Origin of the sequence: Corynebacterium mastitidis DSM 44356, from assembly GCF_000375365.1 — a bacterium.
Lineage (GTDB): Bacteria > Actinomycetota > Actinomycetes > Mycobacteriales > Mycobacteriaceae > Corynebacterium > Corynebacterium mastitidis.
Genome location: NZ_AQXB01000001.1, coordinates 1 through 22,936, shown reverse-complemented (window position 1 = coordinate 22,936; position 22,936 = coordinate 1). Strand labels below are relative to the sequence as shown.

Genomic DNA, 22,936 nt, shown 5'->3' with positions numbered 1-22,936 from the left:
CCGATGCTGCCACGTACAACGCGCGGGCGAGGAGATTAGTTCCCCCGGGTCTCCACCAGGAGGGTAAAGGGGCCGTCGTTGACGGATTCCACCTCCATGTGGGCGCCAAACCTGCCCTGCTCCACGGGGATGCCCCGGGCGCGCAGCCCCTCGGCCACGGCCTCGATGAGCGGGCGCGCGGCCTCGGCCGGGGCGGCCTGCGACCACGAGGGCCGCCGCCCCCGGGCGGTGCGCCCCTGCAGGGTGAATTGGCTCACCAGCAGCACGGGTGCACCCGAGTCCTGCGCGCTCACCTCGCCGTCGAGCAGGCGCAGCTCCGCGATCTTGCGCACCATCGTGGCCACGTCCCCGGCGGAGTCCTCGCGGTGCACCCCCACCAGGGCGAGCACGCCCGGGCCCTCGATGGCGCCCACCACGGCGCCGTCCACCCGCACGCTGGCCCGGGTGACCCGGCTCAGCACCGCCCTCATCGCGCCCCCTCGGCGTCGGCGCCCGCCGGGCGCGTCGAGACGGCAGCCTCCGCCGGTGCGAGCGGGGAGCCGCCCTCCAGCAGGTCCGCGGGCAGCAGCAGGCCGTGGCGCACGAGGTCCACCACCGCGGCGCTGACCTGCGGGCCCACCTCGGCGGCGTCGAGATCCCGGGCCGCGCAGTAGAGGTGGACCACCTCGCCCAGGCACAGCCCCTCCGGGTGCAACCCGGCGACGATCGCGCCGATGTGCTCGTCCACCTCGTGGCTAAACCGGGGGCCGTCCGTGCGGCTCAGCCGCTGCACGGCGGGGCGAAAGCCCATCCCGGTGGCGGCGTCGGCCACGTCCACGCGCTCGCGCGCCACGCCGGGGCGCAGGCCGAAGCGGCAGGCAAGGATCTCCCCGTGCCCCTGGGCGTGAGCGAGCCAGGCGGCGCGCAGGAAGTACTCCTCCACCTCGGGCCCCAGCGGATCGCTGAACTCCTGGGTTAGCTCCTCCGCCACGACCTCGCTGGGCTCGTCGTCGCCCAGGCGGGTGAGGGCCACGAAGCCAAAGCCCACGCCGGTGACCCCCTCGCGCTCGAAGAAGTCCAGCCACTCGCGGGTGCGGCGATCCGCCTCGGGGCCTCGGGGATCGAGCGATTCGTCCCGCAGCCAGGTGCCCACGTACAGGGCGGGATCGGCCACGTCGCGCTGGAGCACCCAGGCGCGCACGCCGTGGGAGGGCAGCCAGGAGGCCACCCGCGCCTGCCACGGCTGATCCTCGCGGTGCACCCAGGCGGCCACCGCGTGCCCGGTGCCGCCCGGGTTGAGGTGGCGCGGCATCTGGGACAGCACCAGCTCGGAGGCGCCGTCGAGGGCCAGGCCGGAGTCCCGGTAGACGTGCCCCACGGCGGGCGGGCCCACCACGAACGGGGGATTGCTCACGATGCGGTCGAAGCGCCGCCCGGCCACCGGCTCGAACCAGGCCCCGGCGGCCACCTCCACCTCGGGCACCTCGGGTACACCGGGCACCCCGGGCACGGCGTCGGGCGAGCCCGCCGGGTCGGCGAGCGCCCCGGCGAAGGTGGCCCGGGCGAAGTCCAGGGCGCGGGGGTGGACGTCGGTGGCCACCACGCGTCGGGCAAGGGGGAACTGGGCGAGGGCCTGCACCCCGGAGCCGGTGCCCAGGTCGAGCAGGGTATCCACCGGGGAGTCGGGCACGGACTGCATGAGGGAGACGCTGGCCGAGCCCACCCCGAGGACGTGATCCGGGCCGGGGACGTGGGAGGTCATCGAGGCGTCGGCGTCGGAGAACACCCAGCGGTCCACCCCGGCGAGGACGTGCGGGCGCACGTCGATGAGCATGCGGGCCCGGTCCTCGCGGCGCTCCAGGGCCTCGGCGGAGACCAGGGCGCGGGCCAGGTCCTCTCCCAGTGCCTCCGCGCAGCGCCGCCAGGGCACCTCCTCGCGCAGCACCAGCAGGCGGGTCAGGAAGGACAGGGGGGAGTCGTCGGAGACGGCCCGGCGCACGGCGGCGGGCTCCCCGCGGTACAGGGCGGCGGTGGCCGCCTCCCCCAGGTGCTCGCGGAGGCCCGCGGCGGTCCACCCGGCACGACGGAGCAGGGGCACCAGGGCGCGGGCGGCGTCGGCAAGACGGGAAACAGGCATGGAGTTAGAGATCCTTCGGTGGCTCGGGTTCAGTAAGGGCCTGGTACGTGGCGGTCTCGAGGGCTTGCGCCGTGGCGGCCTGTTGCCGCATCAGCGCGGGCTTGTACACCTGCTGGGCGCGGGAATCGCGGGGCTCCCCGCGGGTGTTGGCCAGCACCACGGCGATCCACGGCATGGGAATGGAGACGCAGAACAATGTACCGGCAATCCACCAATTCTCCCACGCCACCAGGGTGGTCAGCGCCACGGCGATCATCGGCAGGCGCGCCGCCTGCAGGGCGCCGTACACGCGCTCGCGGTGGCGGCGGTCCTGCTCGGGGGTGCGGTGGGCGTCGGTAATCAGCGCCACGCCCCGGCGCCCGCCCCGCCTCAGGGGGCGCGCCCGCGCCGGGCGGGTGGGGGAGGGGGCCGACGCCCCGATCGTCTCGGAGGCCTCGTACACCTCGGCGTGCGCTCCCGCGCGCGCCCGCGATCCGTCACCGTCAGAAGCCATGAGCCCAGGGTAGCCCCACGTGTAGCAAGCGCCGGCGGGTGTGGGGCATGATGGGTCAGGTGAGTACGAGCACGACGACGATTGATCGCCCAGAGATCAGGGAAGAAACGACCACCGACAACGACACCCCCAAGTTCTTCCACTACGTGAAGAAGAACCAGATCGTGGAGTCCGCCGTGAACGGCTCCATGGTGGTGGCGCTGTGCGGGGAGACCTTTCCGGTGACCAAGCAGGCCAAGCCCGGCTCTCCGGTGTGCCCCGACTGCGAGCGGGTGTACAAGGGCCTGCGTAAAAAGTGACGGGACGCGTCAAGGGGCAGCTCCGCGAGTGGCAGCGCAAGGCGCTGACCACCTACCTGGTGCGCAAGCCCAAGGATTTCCTGGCGGTGGCCACCCCCGGGGCGGGCAAGACCACCTTTGCCCTCCGCGTGGCCACGGAGCTGCTGGACAACCGCACGGTGGACCGCGTGATCGTGGTGGTGCCCACCGAGCACCTCAAGGTGCAGTGGTCGCTGTCCGCGGCGCGCGTGGGGATCTCCCTGGACCCCCACTTCCGCAACTCCGACGCCGTCAACCCCGCCTACGACGGCATCGTGGTCACCTACGCCCAGGTGGCCCTGCACCCCTTCAAGCACTACTCCGTGTCCACGGCGCGGCGCACCCTGGTGATCCTCGACGAGATCCACCACGGCGGTGACGCCAAGAGCTGGGGCGACGGCATCCGCGAGGCCTACGCGGACGCCACGCACCGCCTGGCCCTGACCGGAACGCCCTTCCGCTCGGACGACTCCGCCATCCCCTTCGTGCGCTACGCCGAGGACGGGGAGGGGCACCTGGTCAGCCAGGCGGACCACACCTACGGCTACTCGGACGCGCTGGCCGACGGCGTGGTGCGCCCCGTGGTGTTCCTGGCCTACTCCGGGGAGGCCCGGTGGCGCGACAGCGCGGGCGAGGAGTACGCCGCACGCCTGGGCGAGCCGCTCAACGCCGAGCAGACCGCGCGGGCCTGGCGCACCGCGCTCGACCCCAAGGGGGAGTGGATACCCGCAGTGTTATCCGCCGCGCACACCCGCCTCAAGCAGTTGCGCCAGAACATGCCGGACGCCGGGGGGCTGGTCATCGCCTCCGACACCAAGACCGCCCGCGCCTACGCCAAGATCCTGGAGCGCATCTCCTCCAGCCCCGTGACGGTGGTGCTCTCCGACGAGGCCGGGGCCTCCGAGCGCATCGCGGAGTTCTCCGCCTCCACCGACGAATGGATGGTGGCCGTGCGCATGGTCTCCGAGGGCGTGGACGTGCCCCGGCTGGCGGTGGGGGTGTACGCCACCTCCGCCTCCACGCCGCTGTTCTTCGCCCAGGCCATCGGGCGCTTCGTGCGCTCGCGCATCCCCGGGGAGACCGCCTCGGTGTTCCTGCCCTCCGTGCCCGTGCTGCTGGACCTGGCCGCCAAGCTGGAAAAGTCCCGCGACCACGTGCTGGGCAAGCCGGATCGGCCCTCCGACGGGCTGGACGACGACCTCCTCGCGGACGCCAACAAGGAAAAGAACGAGCCGGACGTAGACCGCAGCTACCAATCCCTGGGCGCGGAGGCGGAACTCGACTCCCTGATCTACGACGGCTCCACCTACGGCACCGGCACCCTGGCCGGATCCGAGGAGGAGGCGGATTACCTGGGGCTGCCGGGGCTGCTCGACGCCGAGCAGATGCGGGCGTTGCTGCGCAAGCGCGAGAAGGACCAGTTGGACGCCCGCAGCGCCGAGGCCGAGCGGGAGAAGGAGCGCCAGGAGAAGGCGCAGGCCTCGGCGGGCGCCCAGGCCGCGCGCCACCGGGTGAGCAGCGAGGAGCTGCCCACCCTGCGCAAGGAGCTCAACGCCATCGTGTCCATCACGGCGGCCCGCACCGGCAGGCCCCACGGCTCCATCCACAACGAGGCGCGCCGGGTCTGCGGGGGGCCGCCCACGGCGATGTGCTCGGCGGAGCAGTTGCGCGATCGGATCGCCTATCTGCGCAAGTGGTAGCGGGTATCCCGTGCGAGCTCATGCGAGCTTGTGCGAACGCGGCCTGGGTGCGGTTATATTGACGTTTAAGGAGCACAACCTTTTACGTATTTAAATATCGCCGCTTTGAATATTACCGCGAAAGGGATGTATGACCACGCCCGTGGAACGCCAACCGCTGCGCGCCGTGCGCACCAGATTCCTCGCCCCGGACCTCGCCCGGGGCCTCATGCTTCTTTCCATCGCCCTGGCCAACGTGGGCACCGCCTGGGCGCCCGGGGTCGAGGGCATGTCCGCCGAGAGCCTCGGCGGGATACGGGACGGCTCCGTGGCGGACAAGGTCGCGGTGGTGCTGGGAACCATGTTCGTGCACGTGCGCGGGCTGCCGATGTTTAGCACCCTGCTGGGCTTTGGCGTGGGCATGATCTCGCTGAGCCTGCTGCGGCGCGGCTACCCGCGCGCCGAGGCGCAAAAGGTGCTGGCGCGCCGCTATGGGTGGCTCGCGGGCTTTGGCGTGATCCACGCGCTCTTCCTCTTCTACGGGGACATCATGCTCTCCTACGGCCTGTGCGGCCTCGTGCTCACCCTCCTCATCGGGCTCGACAATAAGAAGCTCATGTGGATCGCCGGGGTGCTCTGGGGCGCGGGGGCGCTGCTGTCCTTCCCGTTGAGCCTCATCGGCCGGGGCATGTCCGTTTATATCTTCGACAGCTACCTGGACTACCTGGGCATGGGCGGGATGGCTATTCTCACCTACCTGATCGGCTCGCCCCTCCTGCTGCTGCAGTTGCTGCCCCCGATGCTGGTGGGCCTGCTCATGGCCCGGATGCTCGTGCTGCACGACGTCCCCGCGCACCGCCGGGGGCTGCGCGTTTGGGCCGGGGTGGCCGTGGCCTTCATCCTGCTCGTGGGCCTGCCCTGGGGCCTGGCGACGATCGGCGTGCTGCCGGGGTCCTGGGCCACGCCGCTGTACGCCCTGAACCAGGCCGCCGGGTACGTCACCGGCCCCGGCCTGGTGGCCCTCATCGCGCTGGCGGCGCAGCCCGCGCAGCGCCGCCTGGAGGCCGAGGGATCCCTGAACCCCGTGGTGGGCGCCCTGGTGGCCCTGGGCAAGCGCTCCATGTCCGGCTACGTGGGGCAGTCCCTGATCTTCTTCGTGGTGATCCTGCCCTTTACCCTCAACCTGGCCGAGGGGATGGGCGCGGCCGGGAAGTCCCTCATCGCCTGCGGGGTGTGGGCGCTCACCCTCCTGGCCGCCGTGGTGCTGGAGCGCCTGGGCCGCCCCGGCCCCCTGGAGCGCGCGCACCGGCGGCTGAGCTACGGGAAGGAGGGCCTGCGGGAGCAGTGGGCTCCGCAGCGACAAGAAAGGGGCGAAGAAGCGTCCGGAAAATGTTAAGGTTTTGGTGTTAAAAAGCCGATCGCGTGAAAGGGATAAAGAGCGATGACCTCCCCGGACAACCCCTACGGTAAGAAACCCACTAATTCCTCCGAGGGCGCGGACAACAACGAGCCCGCCCTGCTCTCGGTGCCCATGAGCACCGATCCCGAGGCCGACGCCGCGCTCCAGGCCGCCGAGGAGACCGACGAGGGCTGGACGGTGGCCGCCGAGGAGAAGAACAAGCTGGCCGCCTGGGCGCTGGGCCTGGGTATCGCCTCGGCGGTGCTGCTGCTCACCATTGTTCTTCCCCTCCTGGTGGGGCTGGTGGGTATCGTCCTGGGCATCATGGCCGTGCGCAGCGCCAAGAAGAACACCACCCAGGGGCGCCGGATGGGGATGTCCGTGGCGGGCCTGGTGCTCTCCGCCGTGTCCTTCGTACTCAGCGTGGCGATGACCATCGCGCTCGTGGCGTTCATGGCGCCCATCGCCAACGACGTGATGGACTGCGCCAACCAGCACCCCGAGGGTTCCAGCGAGCTGGACCAGTGCGTGCAGGAGGTCCTCGAGACCGCCTTTGCCGCCTAGGGATCACCCCACACGATAGCCGCAAAGGGCGGGGCCGGTTCCCTCTCGGGGGCGACCGGCCCCGCCCTTTGCGGCTCTGTGCGCGCGGGTACTAATCCAGGTAGTCGCGCAGCACCTGGGAACGCGAGGGGTGGCGCAGCTTGGACATGGTCTTGGACTCGATCTGGCGGATGCGCTCCCGGGTGACCCCGTAGACCTGGCCGATCTCGTCTAAAGTGCGCGGCATGCCGTCGGTCAGGCCAAAGCGCAGCTTGACCACCCCGGCCTCGCGGTCGGAGAGGGTGTGCAGCACGTCCTGGAGCTGGTCCTGCAGCAGGGTAAAGGACACGGCGTCCACGGCCACCACGGCCTCGGAGTCCTCGATGAAGTCCCCGAGCTGGCTATCGCCCTCGTCGCCGATGGTCTGATCCAGGGAGATGGGCTCGCGCGCGTACTGCTGGATCTCCAACACCTTTTCCTCGGTGATGTCCATCTCCTTGGCCAGCTCCTGCGGGGTGGGCTCCCGGCCCAGGTCTTGCAGCAGCTCGCGCTGGATGCGGCCCAGCTTGTTGATGACCTCCACCATGTGCACCGGAATGCGGATGGTGCGCGCCTGGTCGGCCATGGCGCGGGTGATGGCCTGGCGAATCCACCAGGTGGCGTAGGTGGAGAACTTGTAGCCCTTGGTGTAGTCGAACTTCTCCACCGCGCGGATCAGGCCCAGGTTGCCCTCCTGGATGAGGTCCAGGAAGGCCATGCCGCGCCCGGTGTAGCGCTTGGCCAGGGAGACCACGAGGCGCAGGTTGGCCTCCAGCAGGTGGTTCTTGGCCTTGCGACCGTCGCGGGCGATGGAGCGCAGGTCTCGCTTGACGGCGGGGGTGAGCTTGGCGTCCTTGTCCCCGGCGGCGAAGGCCTCGTCCATCTGCTCCATGCGGTAGGTGGCGTAGAGCCCCGCCTCGATGCGCTTGGCCAGGGAGACCTCCTGCTCCGCGTTGAGCAGGGCGACCTTGCCGATCTGCTTGAGGTAGGCGCGCACGGAGTCGGCGGAGGCGGTGAGCTCGGCGTCCTTGCGGGCCTGGCGCAGGGCGGCGGACTCGTCCTCGTCCCAGACCGAGGCCCCCTCGTCCTCCTCGTCGTCGTCCTCGGAGTCCGTGGCGGCGTCCGGGTCCTCGTCCTCGCTGACGTCGTCCACATCGTCCACGTCGGCGTCTACGAAGTCCTCGTCCTCGTCATCCAGGACGGGGTCAAAGTCCTGGTCCTCGTCCTGGGGGGTCAGCTCCTCCTCGGTGAGGGCCTCGTCCTCCTCCACGGGGGCCGGGGTTTTCTCCTTCTCCTTCTTTGCCTTGGAGCGGGAGGGGCTCTTCTTGGCCGCGGTGCGCGTGGTCTTTTTCGCGGTCTTCTTCGCGCTCTTGGTGGCCTTGCGGGCCGTCTTCTTCGCGGCTTTCTTTGCCGTCTTGGTGGCGGCCTTCTTGGCCGGGGCCTTCGCCTCCTCGGCTGCGGGGGCCTCCTGGGCGGCCTGCGTCGGCTCGGTGGGGGCCGGGGCGGCCGCGCCCGCGGTATCCGCGGCGGGGGTGGCGGCCTTGCGCGGGGCCGCCTTGCGAGCGGCCTTGCGTGCGGTCTTCTTCGCAGTCTTTTTCGCGGTAGCGGCGGCCACGGGCTGACCCGCCTCGTTGTCTCCCGCACCGGAGTTTCCTGAAGTAGTGGTGGCTACCACGTACGCCCTTTCGACTTGCTTATGCTTTCCTCAAACATCCAAGGATGATACCCGCTGGACAACGGGCAGTGGCCCGGGCTGAAGCCGGGCGCTGCCGCTGGGCGGGTTTGCGTGGCCGCTAGGGATCGGGCCACAATAGACGATCGCCCAGTGTAGCAGGTAATGCGCTAACGGGTGGAGCCCCGCCGCGCGGCCATAGCCGCTCCCACAATACCCGCCGTGTTGAGCAGGCGGGCCGGAAGCACCCTCGTGCGGCAGGTCAGCAGCGGCACCCACTTGTCCGACTTGCGCGAGATGCCGCCGCCCACGATGAACAGCTCCGGGGAGAACAGCTCCTCGTAGGCGTGCAGCACCTTATCCACGCGCTTGGCCCACTGCTTATAGCTCAGGTCCTTGCGCTCCTTGACGGCGGAGGAGGCGCGGCGCTCGGCCTCCTTGCCCCCCACCTCCAGGTGGCCCAGCTCGCTGTTGGGGTAGAGGCGGCCGTCGATCAGCAGGGCGGAGCCGATGCCGGTGCCGAGGGTGAGAAAGATAACCGGCCCCCGGGAGGCCTCCGGGATACCGTAGGTGACCTCGGCGAGCCCGGCGGCGTCGGCGTCGTTGAGCACCGCGACCTCGCGCCCGCCCAGGTGCGAGGAGAACAGGGCGCGGGCGTCGGTGCCCACCCAGGAGGCGTCGATGTTCGCGGCGCTTTCCACCACGTGATTGCGCACCACGCCGGGCACGGTGACGCCCACGGGGCCCTCCCACTCGGCCTGCTCCACGATCTGCGCCACCACGGCGGCCACGGCCTCCAGCGTGGCGGGCCGGGGGGTGAGAATCTTGATCCGCTCGGAGGCGAACTCGCCGCTTCCCAGGTCCACGCGGGCGCCCTTGACGCCGGAGCCGCCCACGTCTATGCCAAATCCGATGCTGCTCATAGCCTCAGAGTGTACAAAAATCGGCACAATGGGGATCATGACGGATCACCACGAACCAATGACGCTGTGCCGCCTCGCCCAGGAATGGGTGGAGCGGGCCGCGCGCGCGATCGCCGCCAAGAGGGCGGAGCTGGGCGACGTGCGCGCCTACGCCCTGACCAAGTCCTCCCCGGTGGACCCCGTGACCGTGGTGGACACGATGGCGGAGGAGATGCTCGTGGCGGAGATCCGCCGCCGACGCCCCGGCGACGGCATCATCGCGGAGGAGGGCTCCCAGGAGCGCTCCACCACGGGCGTCTCCTGGATCATCGACCCCATTGACGGCACCGTGAACTTCCTCTACGGGCTGCCGCACTACGCGGTGTCCCTGGCGGCGGCCATCGACGGCGAGGTGGTGGCGGGCGCGGTGATCAACGTGGCCGACGGCTCCCTGTATTACGCCGCGCGCGGCTGCGGGGCCTGGGTGCGTGCCGTCGGGGAGCCCGGGGCGGGCGAGCCGCTGCGCGTCTCCGGGGCAAGCAGCCTTGATCGGGCGCTGGTGGCCACCGGCTTTTCCTACCGGGCCGAGCGGCGCGCGCGGCAGGCCGGTGTGCTGGGGCGCCTGCTGCCCGAGGTGCGCGACATCCGGCGCCAGGGCTCCGCCGCCCTAGACTTATGCGCAGTGGCGCAGGGTCGGGTGGACGCCTACTACGAGCACGGCATCCACTGCTGGGACTACGCGGCGGGCATGGTGATCGCCCGGGAGGCCGGGGCGGTGGTGGAGGCCCCGGCGCTCTCGGTGCCGGGGGAGGAGGGCCGCCGCACCCTGGCCGCCACCCCGGGCGTGGCGGAGGAGCTGGCGCGGCTGCTGGATAAGGCAGGGGCGGGAACGTCCCTTCATGCCTAGTCCTCAGGGCGCCGCCCGAGCCCGGGAAAACCGGCCTGTACAGGTGATATGACAGGGCTGCGCGAGTGGTTTAATATGCGCGTCCAAGAACACATTGCCAACCGCACGGGGTTGGCGTGGCACAACGACGACGCCAGAGGTGAACCGCATGGCTACCGATTATGACGCCCCGCGACGCAGGGCCGAGGACGACCTCGAGACCGATTCTCTCGAGGGGATCAAGGCCGCGGAGGCGGAGAACTCCTCCATGAACGAGGACGGGGAGATCGTGGACTCCTTCGAGCCGCCCACCATGGACCTCAGCGGCGAGGAACTCAACGTGACGGTGGTGCCTCGGCAGTCCGACGAGTTCACCTGCTCCAGTTGCTTCCTGGTGCAGCGCAAGAACCGCATCTCCCACGTGGAGGACGACGGCTCCGTGATCTGCCAGGACTGCGCCTAGCGGGGGCTTTCACGGGGGAGGGGCCGGGCCGTGGGCCCGGTCGGGGGGCTACGTAACGCTGCGGGCCGCCCGATCGGCCGGTCCCTTGGCGTAGACCACCGCTCCGCCCTGGGCGAGCAGCCCGCCGAGGGAGAGGATGAGGGGAGCCGGGGACTCGGGGAAGAGCAGATACGCGGCGACCGCGAGCGCCACCGCCGCGTAGCCCAGGTAGACGCAGGCCATGAGCGCGGGCAGCGCCGCGCGGTGCCCGGCGTCCCACGCGCGATCGGAGCGCATGGTCTCGTTGGTGCGCAGGCCGACTAGGCTCTGACGGGGCAGCGAGCCCCTGCGGATCGCCCCGCACATTAGCCGGATGACCACGCACATCGCGACCACGCCGATCAGCGTGGAGAGCTGGGTAAAGGCGTGCATGGTTTCCTCCCTTCTGCGGGGTTTCCCGCCGGGCCCCCGTGGCCCGGTCTAGCCCGGGGGCCTGCGCGCCACGAGCGCGGCGTGGGGTCGGCTCCCGGTATCCCGGCGGGTCTCCGCGTATTCTACCCGCAGCCCCGCCGCCGCGAGGGCCTCGCTCATCGCCCCGAGCGGCCAGCGCCAGGCCACGGCGATGGTGTGATCGAAGGGGGAGAGGCTCGGGGCCTCGAAGAACCCCATCGCTACGGAGCCGCCGGGCCGGAGCGCCCGCGCGATGCGCGCGAGGGCGAGCCCCAGGCGGGGCGGCGGGAGGTGGATGAGGCTATACCAGGCCAGGACGCCGCCGCAGCCGCGCGGCAGGTGGGCGTCGTCTCCGACCTCGTAGCGTATCCCCGGGTAGGCGGCGCGGGCGTGCGCGACGAACTCCGGCACGGGGCCCAGGCCGAAGACCTCCGAGGCCTTGTTGTGCCCGCCCGTGGCGCGTGAGCGGAGATCGTGGAGAAGAGCCGTCCAGTGCCCGGGCCCGCAGCCCAGGTCTATGAGGGGGCCATCCACGGTGGAGCACCAGCGGCGCAGGAAGGCGCGATCCGGCGCGGCGGTGGCCCCGTGGTGCCCCAGGGCGGCGGCGTACTCGCCCGCGCGGCGGGAGTACGCGGACACGGCGGCGTCGGCGTTGCTATCGCCGCCGGGGCTTTTGTCGGCAGCGGCGGCGTCGTTGGAACCACCGGTGCGGTTAGCGCGCGGTGCGGTCATCCGGCAGGAAGGCGTCCAGCAGCGCCTCGGGGTTCTTCGAGCCCACCAGCCAGTAGGGGGTGGGGTCCTCCGGGTCGTCCAGCACGATCATGACCATCTCGGGCACCCACCCGTGGGAGACCACGAAGGCCGCCGGGTCGAGCTGGTGCCCCATGGCGTTGCGCTTGGCGGTGGCGGGCACCGCCAGGCTGCGCTGCACCGCGTGCTCGGGGAGGATCGCCCCGCCCGCGAGCAGCCACCGCACCCCCTGGGAATCGCGCTCCACCTGGATCACGGTGGAGGAGAGCCACACCAGGAACCACGCGGCCAGGAGGGACAGGACGATCGCGGGGGCGACGAGCCACACCGTGGAGCGGTTGTGCGCCAACTGGGCGGTGAGCAGGGCCACCAGGCCGAACGCGAGGAGCCACCAGTACAGGGGCACCCATTGGCGTTCCCGATAGAGAACAGTGCGCGCGGAAGAAGCGGAGTCAGTCACGGCTTTCAATCCTACGTCACCGCGCGGTGGAACCCGTGCGGCGATGCGTAACCCTCGGCACCGCCGCTCGGGGGTGGGTCGTAGGCTGGTGCGTGTGAATCCTATCGACGCCATCAAAGTCAAGCGCCTCGATCCGGGGCTTCCCTTGCCGCGCCGCGCCTTTCCCACCGACGCCGGGGCGGACCTCTACGCCGCGGAGTCCGTGGAGATCGCTCCCGGGGAGCGGGTCACGGTGGGCACCGGGATCGCCATCGCGCTGCCGGCTGGCACCGTGGGCCTGATTCATCCCCGCTCGGGGCTCGCCGCCCGTCAGGGCCTGAGCATCGTGAACACCCCGGGCACGGTGGACGCCGCGTATCGCGGGGAGATCAAGGTGTGCCTTATTAACCTCGATCCGCGCGAGGCGATCCGCATCGAGCGCGGCATGAGGATCGCGCAGCTCGTGGTGCAGCGGGTGGAGCTGCCGGAGTTTTGCGAGGTAGACAGCCTCGATGACACCGACCGGGGGGACGGCGGCTACGGCTCTACCGGCCTGGAGTAGGGCAGCGGGGCGTGAGCGGCGGCCCGCGGGATCGCCGGGGCGCACCCGCTGAAGATACCCCCGTGGCTCCCGGTGACGGCCCGGGACATTCTTATCGGTATCCTGGGGCGTTGAAGAAAATCGTTGACCCCTCGCAACACATCACCGCACAGGAAAGGACGTGACCCACGCATGGCGCTGTGGCCGTTTGGCAAGAAGGATAAGGAAGAAAAAGAGCAGGCAGGGCAGCCCGCGCCCGCCACCGCGGCCCCTTCGAACGGTCCCGAGGTGGAGCACGTCCCGGCGTCTACCCCGGAGCCGACCGGAGCGCAGGGCGCGGCGGAGACTCGCGGCGAGGGCTTTTCCTCCGTGGGGGTCCGGCACGACGCCATCAACGGGGACACGGGCCCCTTCGACGGGGACTCCGTGAACATCGAGGACTTCGACTTCTCCGACTTCGCCGGCGGAATCCTTAACCTCGGCTCCCTGAAGCTGCCCCTGCCCAGCGAGTCTCAGGTGCAGGTGGAGATGGGCGAGCAGGGGCCCCGCATGCTCCACGTGGTCACCCGCTACGGCCGGATCACCCCGGTGGCCTTCGCCGCCCCGCGCTCCGGGAGCCAGTGGCGGCAGGCCGTCACGGAGATCGTGGATCAGATGCGCGGCGACGGCCTCGATCCCGAGGTGGAGGACGGCCCCTGGGGCCGCGAGGTGGTCACCCGGGGCTCGGCGGGCGTGATCCGCCTCATCGGCGTGGACGGCCCGCGCTGGATGCTGCGCTTTACCCTCGCCGGTCCGCTGGAGGTGGAGGAGGACCTCGCCACCCTCGGCCGCGAGCTGGCCGCCCGGACCTTCGTGTACCGCGGCGAGCAGCCCATCCTGGCCGGTAACTCCCTGCCGGTGGCCCTGCCCAAGCAGCTCGTGGACCAGGTGAATCAGGCCATGCAGCAGCGGGCCGAGCAGCAGAAGCAGCAGAAGGCGTAAGGCCTCTTCGTGGAAGAGCGGAACAACGCAGAGCCCACCCTGCTCGATCAGATGGGCGGGGTCACGGGCCTGGTCTCCTCGACCCTCCCGGTGCTGGTGCTGGTGCCGGTCAACGCGGCGTGGGGCCTCACCCCCGCCCTGGTGGCGGCGCTGGGCGCGGCGCTGCTCGTGTTCGTGTGGCGGCTGCTGCGCAAGGAATCCCTTCAGCCCGCCTTCTCCGGGCTCCTCGGCGTGGGCATCTGCGCGGTCATCGCCTGGGCGGTGGGCGACGCCAAGGGGTACTTCCTCTACGGCATCTGGGTCTCGCTGGTGCTGGCCGTGGCGTCGCTGGTCTCCATCGTGGCGCGGTGGCCCCTGGTGGGCCTGATCTGGAAGGGGCTCAACGGGGAGGGCATGCGCTGGCGCTCCGTGGCACCCGCCCGCCGCGCCTACGCGGTGGCCACGGCGGGCTGGGCCGTGGTGTTCCTGGCCCGCTTCCTGGTGCAGGACGCCCTCTACGAGCACTTTTCCACCACGGCCCTGGCCACCGCGCGCCTGCTCATGGGCCTGCCGCTGACCGGGGCGGTCACCGTGCTGACTATCTTCATGGTGCGCCGCGCCGACGCCGCCGTGGCGGCGACCGAACCCGAGCCAAAGGAGCCGACCGATGACTGACGCTGGTGCGAGCAACCACCCCGAATCCGCCCTGGGGGCGGGCGACCTCGTTCGCGTGACCATCGACCGCATGGCGCACGGCGGGGAGGGCATCGGCACCGTGGAGGGCCGCGTGGTGTTCGTCTCCGGGGCCTTCCCCGGGGACACCGTGGAGGCCCGCGTGCTCAAGGTGAAAAAGAGCTTCGCGCGCGCCGCCACGCACCGGGTCCTGGAGCCCTCCGAGCTGCGCGGGGAGACCTCCCGCTGCGCGGCGGCGGAGCACGGGGCGGGCTGCTGCGACTTCGCCGCGCTCACCCCGCAGGCGGAGCTGCGCCTCAAGGAGGCCGTGCTGCGCGACCAGCTCTCCCGCATCGCGGGCCTGACCGTGGACAACCTCGAGGCGCGGTCCCTGGAGCCGCAGCGGCACTGGCGCACGCGCACCCGCCTGGGCGTGGACGAGCAGGGCCGCGCGGGGGTGCGCCGCGCGGGCTCGCACGAGCTGGTCACCGAGGCCGCGTGCGCGCAGCCGGTGGCGGGGCTGACCGACGGCCTCGTGGGCCCGGATGCCCGCCGTTTCCGCCCCGGCGCGGAGGTGGTGGCCGTGATGGGAGACGACGGACGCCGCCACGTGGTGGAGACGCGGCGCGCCTCGCGCGGGCGCCGCACGGAGCGCATCGAAAAGATCGTGGAGGGGGACCGGGAGGTCACCCACACCGTTTGCGGGCACGCCTTCTCCTTCCCCGTGACGGCCTTCTGGCAGGCGCACCGGCGCGCGCCGGAGGCCTACAGCCAGCGGATTCAGCAATGGCTCGCGGAGGCCCTCGGCGGCGAGGGCGCGGGCGGGGTCGGCTGGGACCTCTACGGCGGGGTGGGGCTGTTCGTGCCCCCGCTCGCGGCGGCGCTGGGCGAGGGTGCCCGGGTGTACTCCGTGGACGCCTCCCACGCGGCCACCGCCTCACCGCAGGACTGCCTTAGCCCGTACGACGTGGTGGTGCGCGGATCCCGGGTGGAGCGCTGCCTGGGCACCCTGCCCGCCCCGCGGGCGGTGGTGCTCGATCCCCCGCGCACGGGCGCGGGCGCGGAGGTGGTGCGGGGCATCGCCCAGGCCGCCCCGGAGGCCGTGGTGCACATCGGGTGCGATCCGGCGACCTTCGCCCGCGACCTGCGCGCCTGGGTGGACGGCGGATACCGGGTGGGCGCGATGGAACTCATCAACGCCTTCCCCGGCACGCACCACTGCGAAGTGCTGGCCCTGCTGCTGCCGGGGCGGGCTGCGGGGGTAAAGTAGAACAAACGCTAATCGCCGGTGTGAGGCGGAAGGAGCCGAGCAGACTGATGGATATTCTCCATGCCGTATCGTCGCCCGCAGACCTAAAGGCGCTGGATGCCGAGCAATTGGAGCGGTTGTGCCAGGAGATACGGGACTTCCTGGTGGCCAAGGTCTCCGCCACCGGGGGGCACCTCGGCCCCAATCTGGGGGTGGTGGAACTCACCGTTGCCCTCCACCGGGTGTTTGATTCCCCCAAGGACCCCCTGATCTTCGACACCTCGCACCAGTCCTACGTGCACAAGATCCTCACCGGTCGCCGCGATCGCTTTGACACCCTGCGCAAGAAGGGCGGCCTGTCCGGCTACACCGATCGCGGGGAGAGCGAGCACGACTGGACCGAGTCCTCCCACGCCTCCGCCGCGCTGTCCTACGCGGACGGCCTGGCCAAGGCGTTCCGCCTGCGCGGGCAGGACGACCGCGCCGTGGTGGCCGTGGTGGGCGACGGCGCGATGACCGGCGGCATGTGCTGGGAGGCGCTGAACAACATCGCGGGGGACAAGACGCGCAACGTGGTGATCGTGGTCAACGATAACGGGCGCAGTTATTCCCCCACCATCGGCGGCTTCGCGGAAAACCTCGCGGAGCTGCGCATGATGCGCACCTACGACCGGGTGATGGAGCAGGGCAAGAGCACCCTGAAGTCCCTCGGGTGGGTGGGTGAGCGCGCCTTCGAGGCCCTGCACGCCTTCAAGGAGGGCGTGAAGTCCTCGGTGCTGCCCATGGAGATGTTCCCGGAGCTGGGCATGAAGTACGTGGGCCCGGTCAACGGCCACAACCTCAAGGCCCTGGACACCGCCCTGGAGTACGCCCGGGACCACGAGGGGCCCATCATCGTTCACGTGGTCACGGAGAAGGGGCGCGGCTACGCCCCGGCCGCCACGGAGTCGGCGGACCTCATGCACTCCACCGGGGTGATCGATCCGGCCACGGGCCGGGCCGTGGGCGCGGCCAAGGGGCCGAGCTGGACCTCGGTGTTCTCCCGCGAGCTGCTGCGGGTGGGCGCGGAGCGCGAGGACGTGGTAGCCATCACCGCGGCGATGGCGGGGCCCACGGGGCTGGCGGCCTTCGGGGAAAAGTACCCGGAGCGCTTCTTCGACGTGGGCATCGCGGAGCAGCACGCGCTGACCTCGGCGGCAGGCCTGGCCCTGGGCGGCCTGCACCCCGTGGTGGCGCTGTACTCCACCTTTCTCAACCGCGCCTTCGATCAGCTCCTCATGGACGTGGGACTGCTCCACCAGCCCGTGACTCTGGTGCTGGACCGCTCCGGGGTCACCGGCTCCGACGGCCCTAGCCACAACGGCGTGTGGGACCTCGCGCTGGCCTCCATCGTGCCGGGCCTGGCGCTGGCCGCGCCCCGCGACGGGCGGCGGCTCGAGGAGCTGTTCCGGGAGGCGCTCGACGTGGAGGACGGCCCCACGGTGGTGCGCTTTCCCAAGGGGGAGCTGCCCGAGGATCTTCCCGCCGTGGGCACGCTGGCCGACGGCGTGGACGTGCTGCGCTACGCCGACGCCGCCGAGGACGGGGTGAGCGTGCTGCTGGTGAGCATCGGGGCGCTGGCGGGCGAGGCGCTGGCCGCCGCCGAAGCCCTGGCCGATCAGGGAGCGGGCGTCACCGTGGTGGATCCCCGCTGGGTGTCCCCGATCCCGGGGTCCCTCGTGGGCCTGGCCGGCGACCACGACCTGGTGGTCACGGTGGAGGACGGGGTGATCCGCGGGGGGATCGGCGCGCAGCTCAGCGAGGTGCTGGCCGCCGCCGAGGTGGATACCCCGGTGCGCCACCTGGCCTTCCCCGACGTCTTTCCCACGCACTCCTCCCGGGGCGAGCTACTGAGCGAGGTGGGGCTGGACGCGGCGGGCATGACCGCGAGCATCGAGGGGTGGCTTGCCGCCCTGTATCCCGAGGCGGACTAGAACGGGCGGGCTAGGCCCACCACAGCGGCCCGAGCACCGCGCAGGCCAGGTCCGCCTGCCAGGGCCGCGCGCCCTCTTCCCGCAGCGCCCGGCGCAGGTCGGCGGCGTCGTGCAGGCGGCCCTCCTCCACCGCCGCCCAGGTCACCGCGCGCAGCGTCCTGGGGCGCAGGAGGTTTTCCGGGGGCGTTCCCAGCTCCCGGCCGCGCAGGCGGTAGGCCTCCTTGGCCGCCGCGAGGGCCTCGGCGGCGGCCGGGGCCACCTGCGGCCAGCGCCCGTGAGGCGGAACCGGGGAGGGTGCCGGGTCCGGGGGATAGTCCGCCGGGCCTAGGGCTCGGCCCTCCGCGAGCGCCGTCATCCAGATGCGCCGGTGGGCGTCGTGCCGCCGGGAGTAGCCGGGAACCTGCCACAGGCGGCCCGGGGTGGCCGGGGGATCGGCGGCCAGGGCCAGCAGCACCCTGTCCGGCAGCAGGGTGCCGGGGGCGGCGTCCAGGCGCGCCGCCAGTGCCTCGCGGGCCCGCCAGAGGCCGCGCGCCTGGGCCCGCTGGCGCGGCTGGCGCAGGCGGCCGAGCCCCTTGAGGGAGGACCAGCCGCGCTGTGGGGCGGGAGCGGCCAGCATGGCGGCGCAGTCCTGCTCCAGCCAGGAGAGCTTTCCCTGCCGGTCGAGGATCTCCGCGAGGGCCTCCGCGAGGTCGAGCAGGAGCTCCACGTCCAGGGCGGCGTAGTCGAGCCAGGCCTGGGGCAGCGGGGTGCGCGACCAATCCTCCGCGCCGTGCCCCTTGGCCAGCGCGTAGCCGCACAGCTCCTCCACCATCGCGGCCAGGTTGACGCGCTCGAAGCCCGCCAGGCGTCCGGCCAGCTCCGTGTCGAAGAGGGTGGCGGGGCGCAGCCCGAGGGCGTGGAGGCTGGGCAGGTCGGCGGCGCGGCGTGCAGCACCCACTCCGCGCCGCCGAGCACGGGTTCCAGGGCCCGGCGCAGCTCCGCGCGGTGGCCCTCCGGGGCGAAGAGGAAGGTGCCCGCCCCCGCGCGGCGCACCTGAAGCAGGAACACGCGATCGTCGTAGCGGTAGGCGGAGGCGCGCTCGGTGTCGATAGCGAAGGGGCCCCGTCCCCGGGACAGGGCCTCGGCCGCGCGGGCGAAGTCTTGGGGCGAGGACGCGAGATCGGGCGTGCCCTCGCGCGGGGCGAGCAGCGCGGCGGCGGTCATGGGGTGCGCGTGCGCGCGAGCGGGGTGACCCCCTCCGGGGGGAGACCTGCGACGTTGGCCAGCACCCGGGCGAAGGCCTGGACGTGGGGCGCCAGGTTCAGGGAGCTGGCGGTCCACGAGGCGCGCAGCTCGAGCTGGTAGGCGCGCGGTGGGCCGCCGATGTCCCCGTAGCGCACGGAGGAGGTGGAGGTCACGGTGCCGCCGAGGTTGCTCAGCTCGGCCTTCTGCCCCTCGAGCCCCTCGGTGAGCCACTGCCAGGCCACCTCGGGGAGCAGGGGATCGGCCGCCACCTCGTCGTCCATGTCCGCCTGGATGTAGGCGACCAGGCGCATGGAGCCCTCCCAGGTGTCCTCCGCCTTCGGGTCGTGCAGGAGGATGAGCCGACCGAAGGCGTCGCCCTCGGAGTCGCGGGGGACCACGTCCGCCTCGCCGGGATCAACCTCCAGGCCGATGGCGTGGCTGTACGGTGCCAGGCGCTGAGGTGGGCGGATGGTACCCAAGGACAGCTCCGGGCGTAGCCGGGCGGCGTGCATGGATTCCACCGCGGCGGAAAAATCAGCGGGCCAGGCCTCTGCGTCCTGCTGCGGCTGCGGGGAGGAATCGGAATTGATCACGCACACCAAGGTAGACACTACGCAGTGCCTTCCTGTGAAGGCGCGCCGAGGAACGGGGGTTAACCATGCGGCGCGCCTACAACTTATGATGGGGGAGTACGCGCCCGCGAGGCACATCGTGGGCTCAACAAGGAAGGAAAGGCCACGGGATCATGGCAGAGCTTGACCTGGAGGAACTGAACAAAGTACAGCGCTACACGCAGTGGGCGGTCTTCCGCACCGCCCCCGGCGCGCTGGGCGGGGAGCGCGGGGAGGCGGCCGCGCAGGTGCAGGGCCTCCTCGATCGGCTTGCCGACGCCGGGAAGGTGACCGTGCGCGGCGTCTACCTGGCCTCCGGGTTCAAGGCGGAGGCGGACTTCATCATCTGGTGGCACGCCGAGGAGTTCAGCGACCTCCAGGCGGCCCTGAACGCCTTCCGCCGGGAGACCACCCTGGGTCAGGTCTCCGAACTGGTGTGGTGCGGCAACGGGCTGCACCGGCCGTCTGAGTTCAACAAGGCGCACCTGCCCTCCTTCATCATGGGCGAGGCGGCGGAGCGCTGGATGACGGTCTATCCCTTCGTCCGCTCCTACGACTGGTACGTGCTCGACCCCGCCGACCGGCGCCGCATCCTCGCGGAGCACGGCCGCGCCGCCGCCAGCTTCAAGGACGTCCGCGCCAACACCACCGCGGCCTTTGCGCTGGGCGACTACGAGTGGATGCTGGCCTTCGAGGCGGGCAGCATGGACCGCATCGTGGACCTCATGCACAAGATGCGCTACACGGAGGCCCGCCTGCACGTGCGCGAGGAGGTGCCCTTCTACAGCGGGCTGCGCGTGGACACCGCCGCCGAGCTGCTCGAGGGCCTCGCCTAGCCGCGCCTCGTCGCCTCGCCCCGCCCGGGCCTTGATCGGCCCGGCGGGGGCGCTAAGGCCCCGCTACTCTACGGGCTTTTCCTCCAGCGTGAGGCAGATGGAGTTGATGCAGTAGCGCAGGTCCGTGGGGGTGGCGTAGCCCTCGCCGGAGAACACGTGGCCGAGGTGGGAGCCGCAGGAGGCGCACAGCACCTCGGTGCGCGTCATGCCGAGCGAGTGATCCTCGCGCTCGATCACGCGGTCGGAGTCCTTAGGGGAGAAGAAGGAGGGCCACCCGCAGTGGGAGTCGAACTTCTCCGTGGAGCGGAACAGCTCCTCCCCGCAGCCCTTGCAGGAGTACACCCCCTCGGTGGTGGTGTCGGTGTACTCGCCCACGTGGGGGGCCTCCGTTCCCGCCTGCCGCAGCACCCGGTATTCCTCCGAGCTGAGGCGCTCGCGCCACTGGTCATCGCTGATGAGCTTGAAATCCGTCACGGTTGTGCTCCTTGATCGGGGTCTGGGGGATCGTCCTGTTCTTCATAACACGCGCGGCGCGCCGATTATTGCCCCGGTGGGGGTTGAGGCCCCGGCGCGCGCTCCGGCGGGTGTGCCGGGTGCGCGGGGACTGGCTCGTGCCGTCCGGGGCGGGGCGGCGGGGACTCGGGGCGCGCGGCTCGTCGCGCCACCAGCCGATCGCGCTGCCCGCGACTACGCAGAGCAGCAGCGCCCACCCCAGGGTGGCCGTGAGCGTGGAGAGCACGTATTCCGTGTGCCAGGAGGGGGAGGGGAAGCCCAGCGGGGTGAAGCAGAGGTACGCGGCGACCCATACCAGCGGCTGGCGCGCCACCCCGCGCTCCTGCGTGGCGGTGAAGAAGAGGGGAAACAGCAGCAGGGAGTAATACTTTTGCCCCAGCGAGGAGAGCAGGAACACCCCGGCGAGCAGCACCGAGGAGGTGGTGATGGCCCACAGGTAGGCGTCGCTGTAGCGCCAGCGCAGCAGCGCCACCACGCCGACGAGAACGCAGCCGTAGAAGTAGCAGGCCAGGGCCCCGTGGAGGAGGCCGGGCATGCCAAAGTACACCGCCTGCCCGGCTAGTGAGGGGTTGGAGTAATCGCGTACCTCGCCCAGGTAGGGAGCCACCACCGTGAAATACCGCCCCGGCTGGTTCATCAGCGGCCAGGCGGTGGCGTTGAGCGCCAGGGGCAGGGCCACCGCCGAGGCCACGGCGCGCCACCGGGCCGTGGCCAGCGGCAGCAGGAGCAGGGGCGCGAAGAACGGCTTGACCACGATGGCCAGGCCGAGCACCACGCCCGCCCACCCCGGCCGCCCGCCCAGCAGCAGCGTGAGGAAGCCCGCCAGGGCGAGGAAGAGCAGCCCGTTGATGTTGGAAAAGATGAGGGTGCTGCGCACGGCCTCCGTGGCGGAGGCCGCCAGGACGGAGGCGGGCAGGAGCCAGCCGCGGAGGCGATGCCCGCTGAGGCGGGTGAGCAGCGCCAGCCCCGCGACGATGGCAAGCGCGTTGACCACGATGAACGCCATGCGCGCGGAGGCGAGGTCGCTGGGCATTCCCAGCGGGGCGAGCAGCAGGGTGGCCCCGGGGTTGTAGAGGTAGTGCGGGTCCACCTGCGAGTAGGCCTCGTTGTACACCACCTCGCCGCGCAGAAAGCGCCCCACGGCCCTGTACACCGTGCCGAAGTCATCGGTGACGGCCCCGGTGGCGGCGGGGAAGGCCACGAGGTGCAGCATGGAGAGCAGGGCCAGGGGCCACAGGACGCGGCCTAGCACCCGGTCCGCGGGGCCAAGCGGGTGTGCGCGATGCGTGCCGAGGGCGGCGGGGGAGACCCAGGTGGTGGCCAGGCGATCGCGCAACGAAGGAATCACCCAATCATGGTACCCGGCCCGGGCCCCTTTACCCCTTTTCCCGGGGCGGCGCGGCGGTAGCGCAGGAAGAGCGTGGAGTCCGGGTGCGGGTAGGCGTGCTCCAGCGTCCAGCGGGCGGCCTCGCCCGGAGGGCCCTCGACGAGCGGGCGCTCCACCCGGGGGCCGAAGAACGGGGCCAGGGTGAGGTGAAACACGTCGATGGCGCGGGAGGCCAGGAGGTCGCCGTAGAGGTGGGGGCCGCCCTCGCAGGAGATCCGGGGGTACCCCAGCGCGCGCAGCCGGTGCACGACGCCTCGGGCCGTGAGGTCGTCGAGGTAGAACAGCTCGGCCCCGGCGCGGACGAGCCCGCGCGCCCGCGCCGAACCGGAGTGCTCGCGCGCGGTGAAGATCAGAGGGGGCACCGAGGCCTCGGTGAAGAACGCGCCGCGCGGGTCGAGGTCGAGCGAGGCGCTCAGCGTGGCGATGGGCGGCAGCGGGGGCCGCGACTCGCGCAGCCGCTCGGCCTGCGCCCGCTCGCTCAGGCGAACCCCGGAGTAGCCCTCGGCGCGGACGGTGCCCGCCGCGCACAGCACCGCGTCGGACCACTGCCGCAGGCGCTGGAGGAGGCTGGCGTCGAGCGCGTTGCCCAGGGCACCGGAGGTGCCGCCGAGGGAGGCGGTCCCCACCGCGCCGCTGATGGCGATGGCGCGCAGCTCGGCGTCGCCGAGGGGGAGGGTGGGGCCGAGGAGGGTATCAAGATCCATGCCCTGCACACTAATACCCCGCAGTGCCCCCGAAAAAAGAAAATGGAGCGGATGACGAGACTCGAACTCGCGACCCTCACCTTGGCAAGGTGATGCGCTACCAACTGCGCTACATCCGCATCGAGGATTTCTCCTCTGT

General features: G+C 71.5%; 25 protein-coding genes and 1 tRNA gene. 12 read left to right on the top strand and 14 right to left on the bottom strand.

All coding sequences use genetic code 11. From position 1 onward, the window contains the following. Positions 1–35 precede the first annotated feature (35 nt). From dtd to B140_RS11460, 3 genes are read right to left on the bottom strand one after another with little or no spacing between them, the layout of a single operon-like run. Entirely contained in the window at positions 36–470 is a 435-nt protein-coding gene (dtd, locus tag B140_RS0100135; protein ID WP_026165797.1) for a D-aminoacyl-tRNA deacylase, read from the bottom strand. Beyond that, a complete protein-coding gene (locus B140_RS0100130) occupies positions 467–2,116 on the bottom strand; it encodes a N5-glutamine methyltransferase family protein (protein ID WP_018117314.1) in 1,650 nt (549 codons plus the stop codon). Before B140_RS0100130 ends, dtd begins: the two co-directional genes overlap by 4 nt. Positions 2,117–2,120: 4 nt before the next feature. Continuing rightward, complete coding sequence (locus B140_RS11460) at positions 2,121–2,609, bottom strand: DUF3099 domain-containing protein (protein ID WP_083912175.1); 489 nt, start codon at positions 2,607–2,609, stop codon at positions 2,121–2,123. Positions 2,610–2,668: 59 nt separating this feature from the next. Here B140_RS11460 and B140_RS0100120 point away from each other — a divergent pair, with 59 nt between their 5' ends. The 4 genes from B140_RS0100120 to B140_RS12810 all read left to right on the top strand — a co-directional run bounded on the left by B140_RS0100120 (position 2,669) and on the right by B140_RS12810 (position 6,568). Beyond that, complete coding sequence (locus tag B140_RS0100120; protein ID WP_026165796.1) at positions 2,669–2,908, top strand: DUF3039 domain-containing protein; 240 nt, start codon at positions 2,669–2,671, stop codon at positions 2,906–2,908. After that, entirely contained in the window at positions 2,905–4,626 is a 1,722-nt protein-coding gene (locus tag B140_RS0100115; protein ID WP_018117311.1) for a DEAD/DEAH box helicase, read from the top strand. Before B140_RS0100120 ends, B140_RS0100115 begins: the two co-directional genes overlap by 4 nt. Positions 4,627–4,768: 142 nt before the next feature. Continuing rightward, positions 4,769–6,001 carry a DUF418 domain-containing protein gene (locus tag B140_RS11455; protein WP_244874359.1) on the top strand — a complete coding sequence of 411 codons (1,233 nt, stop codon included), beginning with the start codon at positions 4,769–4,771 and terminating at the stop codon, positions 5,999–6,001. Positions 6,002–6,046: 45 nt separating this feature from the next. After that, positions 6,047–6,568, top strand: coding sequence for a DUF4190 domain-containing protein (locus tag B140_RS12810; protein ID WP_018117309.1), 522 nt, complete (start codon positions 6,047–6,049; stop codon positions 6,566–6,568). Between the two features lie 91 nt (positions 6,569–6,659). Here B140_RS12810 and B140_RS0100100 read toward each other — a convergent pair whose 3' ends face one another. Continuing rightward, a complete protein-coding gene (locus B140_RS0100100) occupies positions 6,660–8,261 on the bottom strand; it encodes an RNA polymerase sigma factor (RefSeq protein WP_026165795.1) in 1,602 nt (533 codons plus the stop codon). A 167-nt stretch (positions 8,262–8,428) separates the two neighbouring features. Then, positions 8,429–9,181 (bottom strand): polyphosphate--glucose phosphotransferase, encoded by a 753-nt coding sequence (gene ppgK / locus B140_RS0100095; RefSeq protein WP_018117307.1) that lies wholly within the window; start codon positions 9,179–9,181, stop codon positions 8,429–8,431. Between the two features lie 37 nt (positions 9,182–9,218). On the opposite strand from ppgK, the gene B140_RS0100090 reads away from it, so the two are divergent. Beyond that, entirely contained in the window at positions 9,219–10,067 is an 849-nt protein-coding gene (locus tag B140_RS0100090) for an inositol monophosphatase family protein (RefSeq protein ID WP_425304654.1), read from the top strand. 148 nt (positions 10,068–10,215) lie between these two features. After that, positions 10,216–10,509 (top strand): DUF4193 domain-containing protein, encoded by a 294-nt coding sequence (locus B140_RS0100085; RefSeq protein WP_018117305.1) that lies wholly within the window; start codon positions 10,216–10,218, stop codon positions 10,507–10,509. A 48-nt stretch (positions 10,510–10,557) separates the two neighbouring features. Here the strand turns inward: B140_RS0100085 and B140_RS11445 are convergent, their stop codons facing one another. Genes B140_RS11445 through B140_RS0100065 form a run of 3 tightly spaced genes read right to left on the bottom strand, consistent with a single transcriptional unit; the run spans position 10,558 to position 12,148 of the window. After that, positions 10,558–10,920, bottom strand: coding sequence for an SdpI family protein (locus B140_RS11445; protein ID WP_018117304.1), 363 nt, complete (start codon positions 10,918–10,920; stop codon positions 10,558–10,560). Between the two features lie 48 nt (positions 10,921–10,968). Further along, positions 10,969–11,670, bottom strand: a complete 702-nt coding sequence (locus tag B140_RS0100070) for a class I SAM-dependent methyltransferase (protein ID WP_018117303.1) — start codon at positions 11,668–11,670, stop codon at positions 10,969–10,971. Beyond that, positions 11,651–12,148, bottom strand: a complete 498-nt coding sequence (locus tag B140_RS0100065; RefSeq protein ID WP_040425672.1) for a DUF3093 domain-containing protein — start codon at positions 12,146–12,148, stop codon at positions 11,651–11,653. Before B140_RS0100065 ends, B140_RS0100070 begins: the two co-directional genes overlap by 20 nt. 94 nt (positions 12,149–12,242) lie before the next feature. Here B140_RS0100065 and dut point away from each other — a divergent pair, with 94 nt between their 5' ends. From dut to dxs, 5 genes are all read left to right on the top strand, one after another. After that, complete coding sequence (gene dut, locus B140_RS0100060) at positions 12,243–12,689, top strand: dUTP diphosphatase (RefSeq protein WP_018117301.1); 447 nt, start codon at positions 12,243–12,245, stop codon at positions 12,687–12,689. Positions 12,690–12,860: 171 nt separating this feature from the next. Beyond that, the gene (locus B140_RS13600) at positions 12,861–13,649 is read left to right on the top strand and encodes a DUF3710 domain-containing protein (RefSeq protein ID WP_018117300.1); all 789 of its coding nucleotides are present in this window, start codon (positions 12,861–12,863) and stop codon (positions 13,647–13,649) included. A 51-nt stretch (positions 13,650–13,700) separates the two neighbouring features. Beyond that, positions 13,701–14,303 carry a DUF3159 domain-containing protein gene (locus B140_RS13595; RefSeq protein ID WP_101173270.1) on the top strand — a complete coding sequence of 201 codons (603 nt, stop codon included), beginning with the start codon at positions 13,701–13,703 and terminating at the stop codon, positions 14,301–14,303. After that, complete coding sequence (locus tag B140_RS0100045) at positions 14,296–15,570, top strand: class I SAM-dependent RNA methyltransferase (RefSeq protein WP_018117298.1); 1,275 nt, start codon at positions 14,296–14,298, stop codon at positions 15,568–15,570. The genes B140_RS13595 and B140_RS0100045 overlap by 8 nt, the downstream gene beginning before the upstream one ends. A gap of 47 nt (positions 15,571–15,617) precedes the next feature. Further along, a complete protein-coding gene (gene dxs / locus B140_RS0100040; RefSeq protein WP_026165792.1) occupies positions 15,618–17,522 on the top strand; it encodes a 1-deoxy-D-xylulose-5-phosphate synthase in 1,905 nt (634 codons plus the stop codon). A gap of 10 nt (positions 17,523–17,532) precedes the next feature. On the opposite strand, the gene B140_RS11430 is transcribed toward dxs, so the two are convergent. Together B140_RS11430 and B140_RS0100030 are read right to left on the bottom strand one after the other, a co-directional pair. Beyond that, positions 17,533–18,459 carry an HRDC domain-containing protein gene (locus B140_RS11430; RefSeq protein WP_244874358.1) on the bottom strand — a complete coding sequence of 309 codons (927 nt, stop codon included), beginning with the start codon at positions 18,457–18,459 and terminating at the stop codon, positions 17,533–17,535. 262 nt (positions 18,460–18,721) lie between these two features. Next, positions 18,722–19,339, bottom strand: coding sequence for a DUF3000 domain-containing protein (locus B140_RS0100030; protein ID WP_026165791.1), 618 nt, complete (start codon positions 19,337–19,339; stop codon positions 18,722–18,724). 152 nt (positions 19,340–19,491) lie between these two features. Between B140_RS0100030 and hemQ the strand changes: the two genes are divergently transcribed. Next, positions 19,492–20,193: a hydrogen peroxide-dependent heme synthase gene (gene hemQ, locus B140_RS0100025; RefSeq protein ID WP_018117295.1), complete on the top strand. Its 702-nt coding sequence runs from the start codon at positions 19,492–19,494 to the stop codon at positions 20,191–20,193. Between the two features lie 63 nt (positions 20,194–20,256). On the opposite strand, the gene msrB is transcribed toward hemQ, so the two are convergent. From msrB to B140_RS0100005, 4 genes are all read right to left on the bottom strand, one after another. Continuing rightward, positions 20,257–20,667, bottom strand: a complete 411-nt coding sequence (gene msrB / locus B140_RS0100020) for a peptide-methionine (R)-S-oxide reductase MsrB (RefSeq protein WP_018117294.1) — start codon at positions 20,665–20,667, stop codon at positions 20,257–20,259. After that, positions 20,639–22,054 carry a glycosyltransferase family 87 protein gene (locus tag B140_RS11425; RefSeq protein WP_211208134.1) on the bottom strand — a complete coding sequence of 472 codons (1,416 nt, stop codon included), beginning with the start codon at positions 22,052–22,054 and terminating at the stop codon, positions 20,639–20,641. Before B140_RS11425 ends, msrB begins: the two co-directional genes overlap by 29 nt. Next, positions 22,051–22,797, bottom strand: coding sequence for a pyrimidine reductase family protein (locus B140_RS11420; protein ID WP_051069197.1), 747 nt, complete (start codon positions 22,795–22,797; stop codon positions 22,051–22,053). Before B140_RS11420 ends, B140_RS11425 begins: the two co-directional genes overlap by 4 nt. A 43-nt stretch (positions 22,798–22,840) precedes the next feature. After that, positions 22,841–22,916, bottom strand: a tRNA-Gly gene (locus tag B140_RS0100005). Positions 22,917–22,936 lie beyond the last annotated feature (20 nt).

Bases quoted from the DNA above. Each gene is read 5' to 3' on its own strand.
- dtd (WP_026165797.1), bottom strand. From the start codon at position 470: ATGAGGGCGGTGCTGAGCCGGGTCACCCGGGCCAGCGTGCGGGTGGAC.
- B140_RS0100130 (WP_018117314.1), bottom strand. From the start codon at position 2,116: ATGCCTGTTTCCCGTCTTGCCGACGCCGCCCGCGCCCTGGTGCCCCTG.
- B140_RS11460 (WP_083912175.1), bottom strand. From the start codon at position 2,609: ATGGCTTCTGACGGTGACGGATCGCGGGCGCGCGCGGGAGCGCACGCC.
- B140_RS12810 (WP_018117309.1), top strand. From the start codon at position 6,047: ATGACCTCCCCGGACAACCCCTACGGTAAGAAACCCACTAATTCCTCC.
- ppgK (WP_018117307.1), bottom strand. From the start codon at position 9,181: ATGAGCAGCATCGGATTTGGCATAGACGTGGGCGGCTCCGGCGTCAAG.
- B140_RS0100090 (WP_425304654.1), top strand. From the start codon at position 9,219: ATGACGGATCACCACGAACCAATGACGCTGTGCCGCCTCGCCCAGGAA.
- B140_RS0100085 (WP_018117305.1), top strand. From the start codon at position 10,216: ATGGCTACCGATTATGACGCCCCGCGACGCAGGGCCGAGGACGACCTC.
- B140_RS11445 (WP_018117304.1), bottom strand. From the start codon at position 10,920: ATGCACGCCTTTACCCAGCTCTCCACGCTGATCGGCGTGGTCGCGATG.
- B140_RS0100070 (WP_018117303.1), bottom strand. From the start codon at position 11,670: ATGACCGCACCGCGCGCTAACCGCACCGGTGGTTCCAACGACGCCGCC.
- B140_RS13600 (WP_018117300.1), top strand. From the start codon at position 12,861: ATGGCGCTGTGGCCGTTTGGCAAGAAGGATAAGGAAGAAAAAGAGCAG.
- B140_RS13595 (WP_101173270.1), top strand. From the start codon at position 13,701: ATGGGCGGGGTCACGGGCCTGGTCTCCTCGACCCTCCCGGTGCTGGTG.
- B140_RS0100045 (WP_018117298.1), top strand. From the start codon at position 14,296: ATGACTGACGCTGGTGCGAGCAACCACCCCGAATCCGCCCTGGGGGCG.
- dxs (WP_026165792.1), top strand. From the start codon at position 15,618: ATGGATATTCTCCATGCCGTATCGTCGCCCGCAGACCTAAAGGCGCTG.
- hemQ (WP_018117295.1), top strand. From the start codon at position 19,492: ATGGCAGAGCTTGACCTGGAGGAACTGAACAAAGTACAGCGCTACACG.
- B140_RS11420 (WP_051069197.1), bottom strand. From the start codon at position 22,797: ATGGATCTTGATACCCTCCTCGGCCCCACCCTCCCCCTCGGCGACGCC.